We start from the raw sequence: 15,064 nt of genomic DNA on the forward strand, positions 1-15,064 counted from the left end.
TTTGGTATAACGCTCATGGAGCAAAGGCACCCTGCTAGTAGAAATCTTTTAACAAAAGGAAGGTAAAGGTAAAAATGATAAAAATGCCAATAAAATTACAAGACCTGAGAAGAAAGATATATATCAAAGCGAAAGCAGAACCGGAATGGCGATTCTGGGGAATCTATGTTCACGTCTGTAAGATGGAGACACTGGAAGAAGCATATAAGCTAACAAAGAAGAGTAATGGGGCACCAGGAATAGATGGGATGACATTCGAATCGATAGAGGCAGAAGGCTTAGAAAAGTATCTTCAACAAATAAGACACGAACTAATAACCAAGACCTATAGCCCAAATAGGAACCGGAGGAAGGAAATACCAAAATCTGGAGGAAAATTCAGAAAGTTGAACATACCCTGCATCCGGGATAGAATAGTGCAAACAGCACTGAAGCTAATACTTGAACCGATATTCGAATCAGACTTCCAAAAAGGATCATACGGGTATAGACCTAAGCGTAATGCGCATGAAGCAGTACAAAAAGTAACGGAAGCAGCAATCAAAGGCAATACAAAAGTAATTGACGTAGATCTGAAATCCTACTTCGACAATGTGCGACATCATATTCTGATGGAAAAGATTGCCAAAAGAATAAATGACAAAGAAATCATGCGCATGATTAAGCTAATCCTCAAAACAGGAGGAAAACGAGGAATAGCACAAGGATCACCACTTTCGCCACTACTAAGCAATATATACCTAAATGAGGTAGATAAAATGTTGGAGAAAGCAAAAGAGGTGACCAAAGAAGGAAAGTACCAACGTATGGAATATGCCAGATGGGCAGACGATTTAGTGATACTGATTAGTGAACACCCGAAACGGGAATGGCTAGAAAGAGCAGTATACAGAAGGTTGGAAGAAGAATTAGCAAAACTAGAAGTGAGCGTAAATGAAGAAAAGACAAAAGTCATCAACCTAAAGAAAGGAGAAACATTTAGCTTCCTAGGGTTTGATTTTCAAGAGAATATCACAAGACAAGGAAAATGGAATGTCAGGAAAACACCGCAGATGAAAGCACGAACAAACCTGCTACGCAAGTTGAAGGAAATATTTCGGCGCTATAAATCGCAACCGATAAAAAGAGTGATACATGACATCAATCCGATATTGAGAGGGTGGGTAAACTACTTTAGGATAGGGAACTCTGGTCGAAAGTTCAATTACGTAAAACATTGGGTGGAAAAGAAGGTAAGACGCAACTTAATGCGAGCCAGGAAAGCAAAGAAAGGGTTTGGGTGGAAGAAGTGGAGTAGCGAATGGATATACAAAACGCTGGGTCTATATTCAGACTACAGAATAAGGTATTACAAACCGAAAGCATCACCAGTACAATATGTGATAAACTTTGGTAAAGAATCTGCTAGGAAAGCGTAGTGCGGGAAAACCGCATGCTGCGTTTGACGAGGCGGGAGCTGGAAACGTTAACATGGGAATTTGGATTGAGGCCTATTGTGAAAACAATGGATCAGCCACCAAACCCTAAAGTAGGCGCGCCAGTTCTCGACCCTACAACTATTGTAACAAAAGTAATGGGTGGTATAGGCAGCACTGGAAATACTTCCTTGATGGACCAATGTGGAACAGGAGACACAAAAAAGAACCAATAGGGTTATTTTTTTCTAAAGCAGACCTGATGCACGGCTTCAACTATATCTTCCACTTGCGGTAATGCTTTTTTTTCTAGGTTTGCAGCGTAAGGTAAGGGGATGTCCTTGCCAGTTACGCGCATAACTGGAGCATCAAGGTAGTCAAATCCTTGTTCCATAACAACGGCTGACAGCTCTGCTCCTATTCCTGCAAATGGCCATCCTTCTTCTACACTAACTAACCTATTAGTCTTCTGAATAGAGTTAATAACAGTTTGAGTGTCAAGTGGTCTTAAGGTTCTGAGGTCAATAACTTCAGCTTCTATACCTTCACTCGAAAGTAAATCTGCTGCGTTTAAAGCATCCATTAATTTCAGTGAGAAAGCAGTGATAGTTACATCCTTTCCTTCCCGTATAACAGCAGCCTTGCCTATCTCAAGTAGATAATCTTTATTTGACAGCTCAGAGTCAGAAAGTTCATGTTCATGTCCGTAAGCTATTTCGTTTTCTAGAAATATTACCGGACTCAGGTCACGAATTGCAGCTTTAAGCAGACCTCTGCAATCGGAGGCAAAGTAAGGTGCTATCACTTTTAATCCCGGTATATGCGAATACCAAGATGCAAAGCATTGAGAGTGTTGTGCAGCAACTCTTGCTGCAGCACCATTTGGCCCACGAAATACTATGGGGCATCCAAGTTGTCCACCTGACATATAATTTGTTTTTGCTGCAGAATTCACGATTTGGTCGATAGCCTGCATAGAAAAATTAAAAGTCATAAATTCGACAATTGGCTTTAATCCAGCGAATGCTGCTCCAACAGCAAGGCCAGCAAATCCATGTTCGGTAATAGGCGTATCAACCACTCTATTTTCTCCAAACTCTTTCAGTAATCCTTTTGTTACTTTATAGGCACCATCATACTCTGCAACTTCTTCACCGATGATCAACACGTCAGGGTCGTTTTGCATTTCTTCTCTGATCGCTGTGCATAAAGCTTCTCTTACACTTAAGGTTGCCATTTATAAACTTTTATAGACTTTAACTAAAGTAACTATATCAGAATTACTAGGAAGCGTACAAATTAAGTTTTACAAACTGACCTTACCCGGATGATATGAATAAGTATTACTTGGTTGAAAGCAAGAGAAGATAATAACTTCTCAGAGTGGATAGGTGGCAGGTTGGTACTTCTTTTGAGGCACTTTCTGCTCTTACATGGAGTGTAGGAAGAAGACCTCGTGACCCAGATTCTGCCACCGGTGAGGCTCAGTCACCTTTTTGATAGCCTGAAGATGGCTTTATGTTTCCTGTTTCTTTTTTCCTTTTCCTCTATAAATATATTGTTTTTATATTCAGTTTAAATATTTCACTAATTCTTTTTATCGTCATTGTTTTTTCATCAACTGCTTTGAGAACTCGTTCTCTGAGGTCTTCACTATATGGGCTTGGCATTTTTCATCTCTTTAATATGCCATTATAACCTATTCTATCCTTCAGGTAAACCTTTCTTGGGTTAGCTATAGCAGTGGGAATAGCAGTTGGAGCTTGTTGTCTGGTTGCTGCTGCAATCATATACTATTGTAATAGACCTTCAAATTCACTTGAAAATAGCAAGGTCCAAGGGTTTTCTGGAAACCATGAACAACCTACTCTGTAAAATTCACAAGACCTATTAAAATATTTTTTTACTTTTCATCGTATATTTCTCAACATATTATCTTTAAATACTAAAATAATTAACAATATGGGATTATTAATAGTTGAATCACCTGCGAAAGCAAAGACAATAGGCAAATATTTAAGTAAAGAGTTCAAAGTAGCTGCATCCTTTGGACATGTGAGGGATCTTCCAGCAAAAAACGGTTCTGTCGATCCGGATAATGATTTTGCTATAAAGTATGAAACCATTGAAAAAGCAGAAAAGTATATAAAAGAGTTAGTAAAAGCAGCGAGTAAAGCATCAGATATATATCTTGCAACAGACCCAGACAGAGAAGGGGAAGCAATGGCTTGGCATGTGATAGAGACATTAAAAGAAAAGAAAGCAATCAGTAATGAAAACAACATTTATAGAGTAGTCTTTAATGAGATAACAAAGAGAGCAGTTCAAGAAGCAATAAAGAATCCACGTGAAATTAATATGGACTTAGTGCGCGCACAGCAAACACGCAGAGCTTTGGATTATCTAGTTGGATTTAGCTTGTCACCGCTGCTGTGGACAAAATTGTCGGGAAGCAAATCTGCGGGGCGAGTTCAATCTGTTGCATTAAAGCTTATATGCGAACGAGAAGATGAAATCAGTAAGTTTATAACACAGGAGTATTGGAGCATAAAGGCAGAAATGCAAAATAGCAAAGATGAGGCTTTTTTTGCTATGCTGAGTCACTATGACAATAAGAAGCTAGAAAAATTTGATATTAAAAATGAAGAAGAAGCAAAGAACTTAGTCAGGGAGATTGAATCAAGGCAATATGCTGTAAGCACAGTAGAACGCAAGCAAGTTAAGAGAAATCCGCTTCCTCCATTTATTACCTCTACTCTACAGCAAGATGCAGTGAATAAGCTGTATTTTAATGTGAAAAATGTTATGCGCATAGCGCAAAATTTATATGAAGGTATCGATATTGGTGGTGAAACTGTAGGGTTGATAACTTACATGCGTACAGATGGGTTTCATATTGCAGATGAGGCTATAAACTCAATTAGAGGGTCAATTAAGTCGTTATATGGTGATAAATATTTACCACAGTCTCCTCGTAAATATGTAAAAAAGGTCAAAAATGCTCAAGAAGCACATGAAGCAATTCGTCCAACTGATATCAATAGAACGCCGGGTAGTATTAAGGATTACTTAACGCCAGAGCAATTTAAATTGTACGATTTAATCTGGAAAAGAACCATTGCAAGTCAAATGGAATCGGCGATTCTTGATCAAGTGGTAGTTGAAATTAGTTCTACTGATCAGAAAGTGATTCTGCGAGCAAGTGGATCAAGTATATTCTTTGATGGTTTTTATAAAGTCTATCAAGATAACATGGAAGCCGAAAATGAAGGCCTGCTACCTGCCATGAAGGAAGGGGAAGCGTGTAAGCTGATTTCAGTTGAGCCAAAACAGCATTTCACTCAACCGCCACCTCGTTATAGTGAAGCAAGTATCGTTAAAAAAATGGAGGAAATCGGTATAGGCCGTCCATCAACTTATGCGACAATTATTTCGGTATTGCAGGATCGTGAGTATGTTACACTGGATAATAAAAGATTTATTCCAAGCAGTCGTGGTAAGATCGTTACCATATTTTTAGAAACTTTTTTTCAGCGTTGTGTAGAGTATGATTTCACAGCACAAATGGAAGAAAAGCTTGATTTAATCTCAAATGGACATGCAGATTGGAAAAAAGAATTGAGCCACTTTTGGGTGCCATTTTTTGGTCATGTAAATTCTGTCAAGCAAATGACGCATGATGAAGTTTTCAGCGGCATTCACGATTTGGTAGTTAATTGGTTTTGTTCAGAGGAAGGAAAAGAAGAAATAGGTAAGAAATGCCCTGCTTGCTCTGATGGTATATTAAAATTGAACTTTGGGCGAGCAGGAGTGTTCCTTGGATGCTCTAACTATCCTGAATGCAACCATACAAAAGAAATTACAGGTAGTAATGACAATTTAGAATATCCAAAAAGTTTAGGTGTAGATGATATAACAGGCCAAGAGGTAGTAATTAAAAAAGGTCCTTTTGGGCTTTACCTTGAGTTTAATAGTGAGTCCAAAAAGAAAAAAACAGTTTCCATACCAAAGGATCTAAATGTTAATGATATTGATCTGAATACCGCTACTCAGTTACTTTCCTTGCCAAAAGTAATCGGAGAACACCCTGAGACCGGAAAGGAAATAAAAATAGGCCTTGGACGATTTGGGTACTATATTTTTTATGATGGTAGATATTTTTCTCTTAAAAAAAGCTCTAAAGAGGTGCTGAATACAGAATTGAGCGAAGCTGTACAAATTATTGCAAACAGTCCACGCAAAGAGTTAAAGTCTCTCGGGGTTAATGAAAAAGGAAAAGAAATCTTTATCTGCAAAGGCAGGTACGGGTTCTATATAAAATGCGATAGAACAAACGTTGCTTTGGGTAAGAATGCAGATATTGAAAGCATAGATTTGAAGAAGGCTTTAGAGTTGATTAAGAATAAAAAGTAGACTTCTTGCGTAACCATTATTTACATGCTCTTTATTGTCATTCCAGCACGCGACGCTGGAATCTAGAAAAAAAGAACCTAGATGCCAGTGTCTGGGCACTGGCATGACACCCTTTCTGGTAGAGGTTGCTCTCAAATCACAACGTGCATACAACTGCAGCGGCATGATGTTTTATTTATTATAGCTATAACACTAAAGTTTACAGTTGAAACAAACCACTTGGCCACGTGGAACTGACTTCAGTTCATCAGTTGAAACTTGATTTGAGCAGAGTATGCATTTTATTGTGTTGCTTGGAGTAAGTGAGTTATCAACAGCAATTCTATCATCAAAAACAAAACACTCACCTTCCCAATTACCATTTTTATTATAAGTTTTTTCAAGGTAAGAAAGAATGCCGCCTTTCAGGTGGTATACATTGTTAAATCCAAGATTTTTCATGTACGCTGTTGATTTTTCGCATCTAATCCCACCAGTGCAGTACATAGCTACTTTCAGGTCTTTACTCTCAGAGAAAGACTTTGCCCACTCAGGAAAATCGCGAAAACGCTGAGTATGTGGATTGATTGCATTTTTAAACTTGCCTAATTTCACTTCATACTCATTTCGTGTATCTATTACTAAAACGTCAGGTTGAGAAGTAAAATCATCCCAATGCTCTGGATCAACATATTTACCCTTAAGGGAAATATCAAGATTGCCTACACCAAGATTCACAATCTCTCTTTTTAATTTTACCTTCATCTTGCTAAATGGTTGATATTCTGCTGCACTCTCTTTCCATGTAAGGTCCCTTAGCCTATAATCAGAACGTAGAAAATCGAATATTTTATCAATCGCGTTTCTTTCACCAGATACGGTTGCATTAATACCCTCTTCTGCAAGGAGTATAGTACCCTTTAATTCAATGTTGTCGCATGCAGTTTTTATTTCGTCTTTCATGTCATAATAATTAGAGAGTTCTACAAAGTGATAGAAAGTTGCAATGACGAAGCTCATGATTATTCACTTATCAACTAAAAACATGATATACAAAATTATAAAGATATTCAATAGTACGGCTGTTAATTACTGGATATCTTCAGTTTTTACATATAACATTTTAATATCAAATATAGATCCAAATTAATGTTTTTGAGAGTATTTAAAAATATATTCTTATTTTTAGTAAGTATATTATTCGTCTGTCCTATACTATCGTTAATATCGATTCTATTTACAGAATCAGCAAATTCTGGATGGGTAATCAGCACACTTTTCCCTGAATATATACTGAGTACGCTAATTTTGATGATAGGAGTGGGGGGGATATCCTTCATATTTGGAGTGATTCCAGCATGGCTCACCACATTTTTTTCATTTCCTGGAAGTAAAATTTTTGAGATTGCTTTGTTCTTTCCGATATCGATTCCTGGATATATAGTAGCGTTCGTCTATGTAAATACACTAGAATTTTCAGGTCCGGTGCAGAGCTCATTAAGAGACATTTTAGAGTGGAGCAAAGGTGACTATTGGTTTCCTGAAATAAAATCCCTAGGTGGTGGAATATTAGTAATGGGATTTAGTTTATATCCATACGTTTATATGCTAGTCCGCTCAAGTCTAAAGAATGTTAGTAACTCAGTCACTATTGCGTCAACACTTGGGTTCTCCTCATTACAGAGCCTGTTTTCTGTCATCATACCTTCCATACGTCCATCAATTATAGCTGGGTTGTCCTTGGTACTAATGGAGGTAATTACGGATTTCGGCACACCACAGTTTCTTGCTATCGATACTTTTACGACAGGAATATATCGCACCTGGTTTTTACTGCATGATAAATATTCAACTACTGTTTTAGCAGTTGCAGAATTGATTTTCGTTGCAACACTAATAGCTATCGAAAAGAAACTACAAAAAAAAGGAATATCTTACTCTTCAATCAACGCTAATGCAGATTATCACAACAAACAGAGTGTAAGTGGCACTATACCATTGATCTTTGCTTATCTTATGTGTGTATTGCCGATATTAATAGGTTTTATTTTGCCAATGATTCCGCTCATATATTGGAGCATAGAGAAGGGGTTTTTCATATACGAAGCAAGGTTCTATAATATAATAGCAAATAGCGTTAGTTTATCATTTATCACCGCATTAATCTCAATTAGCATTGCAATAATGATTGGATATACGGCGCGTAAAAGTAAGGTAATCAATAATGTAGCACGTCTCATTTCTTTAGGCTACGCAATTCCAAATGCAATTATCGCAATTAGCATAATAATATTTTTAAGCAGAATATCTTCTTTCATTACTCAATATATTGTGGAAATTAGCTTGGTAGGAACTATTGGCGCATTAGTTTACTCATATTTATTTCGTTTTTTTGCTATATCTTTCAAGGCGGTAGAATCAGGGCTCAAAAAAACACCAAATGAAATTGAGTGGACTGCATATACCATGGGTCATGGGCCTATTTCCACATGTTTGAATGTTCATATCCCTCTCATCAAGAAGAGTATATTATCGGGATTTTTGCTCGTATTTATGGATACTATCAAGGAGCTCACAGCAACACTCATTATAAGACCATTTAGTTTTGAAACTATATCAACTAGAATATATGAACTTGTAAGCGATGAGCGCTATAGAGAAGCTGCCCCATTTTCGTTGATAATAGTTATAATAGGCTTAATCTCTACAATAACCTTATTTACACTTGATGATAAGGATAAAAAATAAACGTAACCGTTCACAGATTTCCACTTAATTCTTCAATCTCACTAATAGAAAGGCCTGTAAACTTGACAATAGTGTTGACATCAACATTATTAGCCAGCATTGCTTTTGCGACTTCAATTTTCCCTTCAATTTTCCCTTCAATTTTCCCTTCAATTTTCCCTTCAATTTTTCCTTTCTCTATACCTTTTTGTATACCTTTCTCTTCAGCAAGATCAAGTCTGTATTCAAGAATGGCTTCTTCTTTCCGTAGATCCATTATTCTTTCTTCGTAAGCTACTAAATCTTTTTCGTTCCAACGAAACTTGTCTAATTCATCATATGCTAGCTTTATTATTGGCGCTTTTTCTGCTATCTCTTTTAAGTCCTCTTCTGTTGTTTCTTCTGCGTATTTAAAAAAGAAACACCACCTTTCTACTATACTTTCTAACTGCTCTACTTTACTTTTTGAAAATTTGGGCAATTCTATAAAGATAAATTGAAAATCTTTTAAGTAATGGCCGTTAGTTTTTATATCACGTATATTGTGAGTAGAAATATAATCAACTTCTTCGGGAAGTAAGTTACAATTTGATATAGCAATAAAGAAGACTTTCTTTAAATCAATGTAGTTGCCAGATTTATCTAATTGTCTTGAGTAGGCTTTAGCGGCATATAATTGAGCGCGTTTTTCGAAGCCCTTGTCTCTAGCGAGCTGCATTTCTGCTATATATCTATTTCCATGAGAATCCTTGCAGAGAACATCAACAATACTTTGTTTATCAGAGGCAACTTCGGGATCCATAATAGTGCTAAGAAACTCAACTTCTTGTATTGCATTTATCTCAGTAAACCCTAAAATATCGTTCAAAAAGTGGATCAGGATATTCTTATTTTTTTCCGTTCCAAGTGCGTCCAGAGAAGGCAAGTATTGTTCAGTAGGAGATAGACCTACCAGGATAAAAGTCGGAATCCTGTAGCTTGGGTAGCAGCATGGAGGGAAACCAAAATGTTGAAGCCTACCGACAACATTATCGTAGGATAATGGCGAATTACCAGGCCGTAGCGAAAGCGAATACACAGATTGCCTCGAAAGGAATATTCTGAAGGTCGAGCCATCTTGGTACTGGTGAAGACAGAATAGACCAGACGAAAAACGAATGAAACGATAGGTCTACTTCAGCGGGGTGTTAGTAACGGCATGGCAATGAGGACATACAAAGCAACTGGAGAAGCCCTCCTCATCCCAAGGAGAAATACCTTGGAGAGGTAGGTTCTATAACTGGAAAACAGGAAGTGAACTGAAGATGAGAGGGTGGCAGATGGGTGCGTAGTAGTGAAGAAGTGAGGTAACGCTCATGGAGCAAAGGCACCCTGCTAGTAGAAATCTTTTAACAAAAGGAAGGTAAAGGTAAAAATGATAAAAATGCCAATAAAATTACAAGACCTGAGAAGAAAGATATATATCAAAGCGAAAGCAGAACCGGAATGGCGATTCTGGGGAATCTATGTTCACGTCTGTAAGATGGAGACACTGGAAGAAGCATATAAGCTAACAAAGAAGAGTAATGGGGCACCAGGAATAGATGGGATGACATTCGAATCGATAGAGGCAGAAGGCTTAGAAAAGTATCTTCAACAAATAAGACACGAACTAATAACCAAGACCTATAGCCCAAATAGGAACCGGAGGAAGGAAATACCAAAATCTGGAGGAAAATTCAGAAAGTTGAACATACCCTGCATCCGGGATAGAATAGTGCAAACAGCACTGAAGCTAATACTTGAACCGATATTCGAATCAGACTTCCAAAAAGGATCATACGGGTATAGACCTAAGCGTAATGCGCATGAAGCAGTACAAAAAGTAACGGAAGCAGCAATCAAAGGCAATACAAAAGTAATTGACGTAGATCTGAAATCCTACTTCGACAATGTGCGACATCATATTCTGATGGAAAAGATTGCCAAAAGAATAAATGACAAAGAAATCATGCGCATGATTAAGCTAATCCTCAAAACAGGAGGAAAACGAGGAATAGCACAAGGATCACCACTTTCGCCACTACTAAGCAATATATACCTAAATGAGGTAGATAAAATGTTGGAGAAAGCAAAAGAGGTGACCAAAGAAGGAAAGTACCAACGTATGGAATATGCCAGATGGGCAGACGATTTAGTGATACTGATTAGTGAACACCCGAAACGGGAATGGCTAGAAAGAGCAGTATACAGAAGGTTGGAAGAAGAATTAGCAAAACTAGAAGTGAGCGTAAATGAAGAAAAGACAAAAGTCATCAACCTAAAGAAAGGAGAAACATTTAGCTTCCTAGGGTTTGATTTTCAAGAGAATATCACAAGACAAGGAAAATGGAATGTCAGGAAAACACCGCAGATGAAAGCACGAACAAACCTGCTACGCAAGTTGAAGGAAATATTTCGGCGCTATAAATCGCAACCGATAAAAAGAGTGATACATGACATCAATCCGATATTGAGAGGGTGGGTAAACTACTTTAGGATAGGGAACTCTGGTCGAAAGTTCAATTACGTAAAACATTGGGTGGAAAAGAAGGTAAGACGCAACTTAATGCGAGCCAGGAAAGCAAAGAAAGGGTTTGGGTGGAAGAAGTGGAGTAGCGAATGGATATACAAAACGCTGGGTCTATATTCAGACTACAGAATAAGGTATTACAAACCGAAAGCATCACCAGTACAATATGTGATAAACTTTGGTAAAGAATCTGCTAGGAAAGCGTAGTGCGGGAAAACCGCATGCTGCGTTTGACGAGGCGGGAGCTGGAAACGTTAACATGGGAATTTGGATTGAGGCCTATTGTGAAAACAATGGATCAGCCACCAAACCCTAAAGTAGGCGCGCCAGTTCTCGACCCTACAAGGTGGTAAGGGAGATAAAGGAGCAGATGGAGCGCCAGGAATACCTGGAGAAAAAGGTGACGAAGGTATACAAGGTTCTCAAGGCTTTAATGGTACGCAAGGGGAGAAAGGTTCTCAGGGTCTAAAAGGGGATAAAGGTGAAATTGGAGCACCAGGAACAGATGGATTGCCGGGAGCAAAGGGAGATACAGGTCCTCAAGGTCTAGTAGGTCCTAGAGGTGATCAAGGGGATATGGGTGCAAAAGGAGTAGATGGATTGCCAGGTCTACAAGGCTTTAATGGCACGCAAGGGGAGAAAGGTGATGTTGGATTACCAGGGATGCCTGGAATAAAAGGTGATCAGGGAGACATAGGTCCTAAAGGCGATATGGGTGATAAAGGAGATACCGGAGTGCCAGGTACAGATGGATTAAAAGGTGACAAAGGAGTAGATGGATTACCAGGGATGCCTGGAATAAAAGGTGATCTTGGTCTCAAGGGAGATAGAGGTGAAATTGGAGCACCAGGAATGGATGGATTGCCAGGTCTACAAGGCTTTAATGGCACGCAAGGAGAAAAAGGTGCTCAAGGTCTAGTAGGTCCAAAAGGTGACAAAGGAGTAGATGGATTACCAGGGATGCCTGGAATAAAAGGTGATCTTGGTCTCAAGGGAGATAGAGGTGAAATTGGAGCACCAGGAATGGATGGATTGCCAGGTCTACAAGGCTTTAATGGCACGCAAGGAGAAAAAGGTGCTCAAGGTCTAGTAGGTCCAAAAGGTGATAAAGGAGATTCAGGTCCAGTAGGTCCTCAAGGAGTAGATGGTGCTCCAGGTGTGTCTGGTAATAAAGGGGATGCTGGTCCAAAAGGCGATATGGGTGATAAAGGAGATACCGGAGCGCCGGGTACGGCTGGATTAAAAGGTGACAAAGGAGTAGATGGATTACCAGGGATGCCTGGAATAAAAGGTGATCAGGGAGACATAGGTCCAAAAGGCGATATGGGTGATAAAGGAGATACCGGAGCGCCGGGTACGGCTGGATTAAAAGGTGACAAAGGAGTAGATGGAGCGCCAGGTGTGTCTGGTAATAAAGGGGATGCTGGTCCAAAAGGCGATATGGGTGATAAAGGAGATACCGGAGCGCCGGGTACGGCTGGATTAAAAGGTGACAAAGGAGTAGATGGATTACCAGGGATGCCTGGAATAAAAGGTGATCTTGGTCTCAAGGGAGATAGAGGTGAAATTGGAGCACCAGGAATGGATGGATTGCCAGGTCTACAAGGCTTTAATGGCACGCAAGGAGAAAAAGGTGCTCAAGGTCGAGTAGGTCCTAAAGGCAACACAGGAGCGCCTGGTCCTAAAGGCTCAAAGGGAGAAGATGGAATAGGTGCTGCAGTTGCTGATCAGTTTCTGCGCAAGATGAATCAAACAAAAATTGAAATTCAGAATGCTCAAAAAGCAGCAGAGGTAGCTAAAACTGCTTCTGAAAAATCTGCCAAAGAAGCTCAAGACGCTGAAGGTAATGTTACAAAACTACACGATAAAACAGTGAATTTAACAAAAAAAGCTGAAACTGTGAGCAAAGCTGCTGAAAGATTTGCAGGTAAAGCATTGCAATCACAAAAAAGTACGAAAAGATTTTATAGTGACACAAAAGATATCTTTTGTAAAACAAAACCTACAGATCAGGTTTGTACTGTACGTAGAAAGAAGAGGGAAATTAAAAATTCAGACAATCTGCCAGTGACAAGTGGAGCAGGTAGACCAACTTCATTTATATCTCAAGTAATAAATTTCTTTTATCCTTTTGTAAAACAAGATGAATATAAAATAGAGAATAAAATACAAGAGCTTAATCAAGTGGTAAAAGTAATGGATGCAGCAGATATTGCTACAAAATTTGAAAAAGTATTAGAAGAAACAGCTTCAAAATGCGGCATTCCAAAGAAAAGCCTAAATTTTGATCCAGTAAAACTACAGTCAACCATTCTAGATAGGTCATTATTTAATGATGAAAGTCGTAACGAGCTGTTAAAACTCTTATATTTATCTGCAAAAAAATCATGTCCAAATTACAAACAAACTGATAGATTTTTGACTACTTTCAAAGATCGTATGGAAAGAACATTAGAAAACAATGAGCAACAAAGGGGGTTTGTTAATATTGAGAAAACAGCAACAGATAACGAGCAGCCAAGGAGTTTTATGAGCGATGTCACTCCTCCAAGTAGTTTCAAGGCGATTGATCTGAAGGCTGTTAATTGTTTAAGGTAATAGTATGGGAAAAACATTTAGAATAGATAATAAAGATCCGCTTTATAAAAAGTTGATTAAACTTCCTACCACATATTACATATTACAGAGAAATGGCAATGGGTATACTATCTATTCACACAATAATGGTACGGTGGAAATAGAGAATACTAATAATTTAAAATTAAAGTGGGAAAACAATAATATAGTTTTATATGAAGGGAACTCACCTCTGAAAGTAAAAAAAGGTAACAAAGAACAGAACCTTATTATAGAACAAGAGGACATTATAGGTGAAAATAAGGATGATATTATAAAAGAGCTTAGATTAGGAGAGGAAGTATTAATTTCAGATAAATACATAAAAGACAGTACAAGTTCTGGTGTAGGTTTATCACTTTATAGCTATGAGAAAGGTGCGTTAACCGGAGTACTAAACTTTATTAATTTTTACGATGAAAAGGACCCAGTACTACAAAAGATCAAACAAAAAACAGGTGGTCTTTATTTTACAATAAAAGACGATAATATCTATATATCAGACAAAGATGGAGCTTGTGTTTCAATATATGATAAAGATAATGAAGATAACTGCTATCAGTATCAATACACAAAAGATAAATGTGGTGTATTAACAATAAGTGATGTATCAACAATAATAGGCAATTTAACCGAGACTAACAACGAAAAGCAGAAATTCACTTTGCAAAAAGGGGAAGAGTTATCGGATAACATCTATGAAGCAAATGTTGCCTTGAATGATAAGCCCATAGCTACTCTTCCAAAAATAGGTTACTACATGTTCAATGATCAATTGATTATGCGTAATCATGTTACACAAGAGAAGGTAGTTATCCCAAGAGATTTTCACTATTTAAAAGTTATTAAATCTAATAATGATGATTATAAATTAACGTTTTGTAATTTTTTAGGTAATGAATTCTTTGAATATAAAAAATACGATCCACAGTATTCGAACGTTTCAGATGAATATAAATTCATAAGTTTGAGTTGTATGAAAGAAAAACGTAACCTAAATCTTGGTGAGTTACTTAGCCATCGGCCATCGTTTTTTATTACAGAAGGAATTGCTGAACCAGATTCTCTAGGTAACCATCAAGCTGTAGTGTTCGAAGTAATAAATAGTGGAAAGGGTGAAAAAAAGGCTACATTGACTGATGAATTTGGTTATTTTGATAAAAATAATAAGTTTCACTATTATGATTATCATAAAAAAACGGAATATGATACTTATGATTCTTCTGAGATTAATCTAAAAGAAATGTATAAATGGACAGATAAAAATAGCGAATTTTGTTTTGCAGAAGATAACAATATAATTCTTCACACCATTCCAGAGTTATTGTAATTATACGCACCAAGTTAGGAAAAAATGAAGTAA

The 15,064-nt window shown here is 37.7% G+C and carries 12 protein-coding genes; 7 read left to right on the top strand and 5 right to left on the bottom strand.

What is annotated here, in order from left to right; genetic code table 11:
- The first annotated feature begins 74 nt into the window (after positions 1–74).
- Complete coding sequence (gene ltrA / locus WKH12_RS02525; RefSeq protein ID WP_434732173.1) at positions 75–1,418, top strand: group II intron reverse transcriptase/maturase; 1,344 nt, start codon at positions 75–77, stop codon at positions 1,416–1,418.
- A gap of 91 nt (positions 1,419–1,509) precedes the next feature.
- On the opposite strand, the gene WKH12_RS02530 is transcribed toward ltrA (WKH12_RS02525), so the two are convergent.
- The 3 genes from WKH12_RS02530 to WKH12_RS02540 form a co-directional block, all read right to left on the bottom strand.
- Positions 1,510–1,635 (bottom strand): hypothetical protein, encoded by a 126-nt coding sequence (locus WKH12_RS02530; RefSeq protein WP_434732570.1) that lies wholly within the window; start codon positions 1,633–1,635, stop codon positions 1,510–1,512.
- Positions 1,636–1,653: 18 nt separating this feature from the next.
- Positions 1,654–2,652: a pyruvate dehydrogenase complex E1 component subunit beta gene (locus WKH12_RS02535; protein ID WP_434732571.1), complete on the bottom strand. Its 999-nt coding sequence runs from the start codon at positions 2,650–2,652 to the stop codon at positions 1,654–1,656.
- Between the two features lie 310 nt (positions 2,653–2,962).
- Entirely contained in the window at positions 2,963–3,085 is a 123-nt protein-coding gene (locus tag WKH12_RS02540; protein WP_264687946.1) for a hypothetical protein, read from the bottom strand.
- A 73-nt stretch (positions 3,086–3,158) separates the two neighbouring features.
- Between WKH12_RS02540 and WKH12_RS02545 the strand changes: the two genes are divergently transcribed.
- Together WKH12_RS02545 and topA are read left to right on the top strand one after the other, a co-directional pair.
- Positions 3,159–3,290, top strand: a complete 132-nt coding sequence (locus tag WKH12_RS02545; protein ID WP_434732572.1) for a TomO hydrophobic C-terminal domain-containing protein — start codon at positions 3,159–3,161, stop codon at positions 3,288–3,290.
- Positions 3,291–3,377: 87 nt separating this feature from the next.
- Positions 3,378–5,828: a type I DNA topoisomerase gene (gene topA, locus WKH12_RS02550; RefSeq protein ID WP_434732573.1), complete on the top strand. Its 2,451-nt coding sequence runs from the start codon at positions 3,378–3,380 to the stop codon at positions 5,826–5,828.
- Between the two features lie 192 nt (positions 5,829–6,020).
- Here the strand turns inward: topA and WKH12_RS02555 are convergent, their stop codons facing one another.
- The gene (locus tag WKH12_RS02555; protein WP_434732574.1) at positions 6,021–6,827 is read right to left on the bottom strand and encodes an oxygen-dependent tRNA uridine(34) hydroxylase TrhO; all 807 of its coding nucleotides are present in this window, start codon (positions 6,825–6,827) and stop codon (positions 6,021–6,023) included.
- A 129-nt stretch (positions 6,828–6,956) separates the two neighbouring features.
- Between WKH12_RS02555 and WKH12_RS02560 the strand changes: the two genes are divergently transcribed.
- Complete coding sequence (locus WKH12_RS02560; RefSeq protein ID WP_434732575.1) at positions 6,957–8,555, top strand: ABC transporter permease; 1,599 nt, start codon at positions 6,957–6,959, stop codon at positions 8,553–8,555.
- 10 nt (positions 8,556–8,565) lie between these two features.
- On the opposite strand, the gene WKH12_RS02565 is transcribed toward WKH12_RS02560, so the two are convergent.
- Positions 8,566–9,492 carry an Rpn family recombination-promoting nuclease/putative transposase gene (locus WKH12_RS02565; protein ID WP_434732638.1) on the bottom strand — a complete coding sequence of 309 codons (927 nt, stop codon included), beginning with the start codon at positions 9,490–9,492 and terminating at the stop codon, positions 8,566–8,568.
- A 456-nt stretch (positions 9,493–9,948) separates the two neighbouring features.
- On the opposite strand from WKH12_RS02565, the gene ltrA (WKH12_RS02570) reads away from it, so the two are divergent.
- From ltrA (WKH12_RS02570) to WKH12_RS02580, 3 genes are all read left to right on the top strand, one after another.
- On the top strand, positions 9,949–11,292 hold the full coding sequence (ltrA, locus tag WKH12_RS02570) for a group II intron reverse transcriptase/maturase (protein WP_434732173.1): 1,344 nt from the start codon (positions 9,949–9,951) through the stop codon (positions 11,290–11,292).
- A 369-nt stretch (positions 11,293–11,661) separates the two neighbouring features.
- On the top strand, positions 11,662–13,683 hold the full coding sequence (locus tag WKH12_RS02575; RefSeq protein ID WP_434732576.1) for a hypothetical protein: 2,022 nt from the start codon (positions 11,662–11,664) through the stop codon (positions 13,681–13,683).
- Positions 13,684–13,687: 4 nt separating this feature from the next.
- Positions 13,688–15,031, top strand: a complete 1,344-nt coding sequence (locus WKH12_RS02580) for a hypothetical protein (RefSeq protein WP_434732577.1) — start codon at positions 13,688–13,690, stop codon at positions 15,029–15,031.
- Positions 15,032–15,064 lie beyond the last annotated feature (33 nt).

It is taken from the genome of Wolbachia endosymbiont of Zygogramma bicolorata, from assembly GCF_051130665.1.
Classification (GTDB): Bacteria; Pseudomonadota; Alphaproteobacteria; order Rickettsiales; family Anaplasmataceae; genus Wolbachia.

What these genes read in the sequence shown, in the direction of transcription:
- ltrA (WP_434732173.1), top strand. Translation starts at nt 75, where the DNA reads ATGATAAAAATGCCAATAAAATTACAAGACCTGAGAAGAAAGATATAT.
- WKH12_RS02535 (WP_434732571.1), bottom strand. Translation starts at nt 2,652, where the DNA reads ATGGCAACCTTAAGTGTAAGAGAAGCTTTATGCACAGCGATCAGAGAA.
- WKH12_RS02540 (WP_264687946.1), bottom strand. Translation starts at nt 3,085, where the DNA reads ATGCCAAGCCCATATAGTGAAGACCTCAGAGAACGAGTTCTCAAAGCA.
- topA (WP_434732573.1), top strand. Translation starts at nt 3,378, where the DNA reads ATGGGATTATTAATAGTTGAATCACCTGCGAAAGCAAAGACAATAGGC.
- WKH12_RS02555 (WP_434732574.1), bottom strand. Translation starts at nt 6,827, where the DNA reads ATGAGCTTCGTCATTGCAACTTTCTATCACTTTGTAGAACTCTCTAAT.
- WKH12_RS02560 (WP_434732575.1), top strand. Translation starts at nt 6,957, where the DNA reads ATGTTTTTGAGAGTATTTAAAAATATATTCTTATTTTTAGTAAGTATA.
- ltrA (WP_434732173.1), top strand. Translation starts at nt 9,949, where the DNA reads ATGATAAAAATGCCAATAAAATTACAAGACCTGAGAAGAAAGATATAT.
- WKH12_RS02575 (WP_434732576.1), top strand. Translation starts at nt 11,662, where the DNA reads ATGGGTGCAAAAGGAGTAGATGGATTGCCAGGTCTACAAGGCTTTAAT.
- WKH12_RS02580 (WP_434732577.1), top strand. Translation starts at nt 13,688, where the DNA reads ATGGGAAAAACATTTAGAATAGATAATAAAGATCCGCTTTATAAAAAG.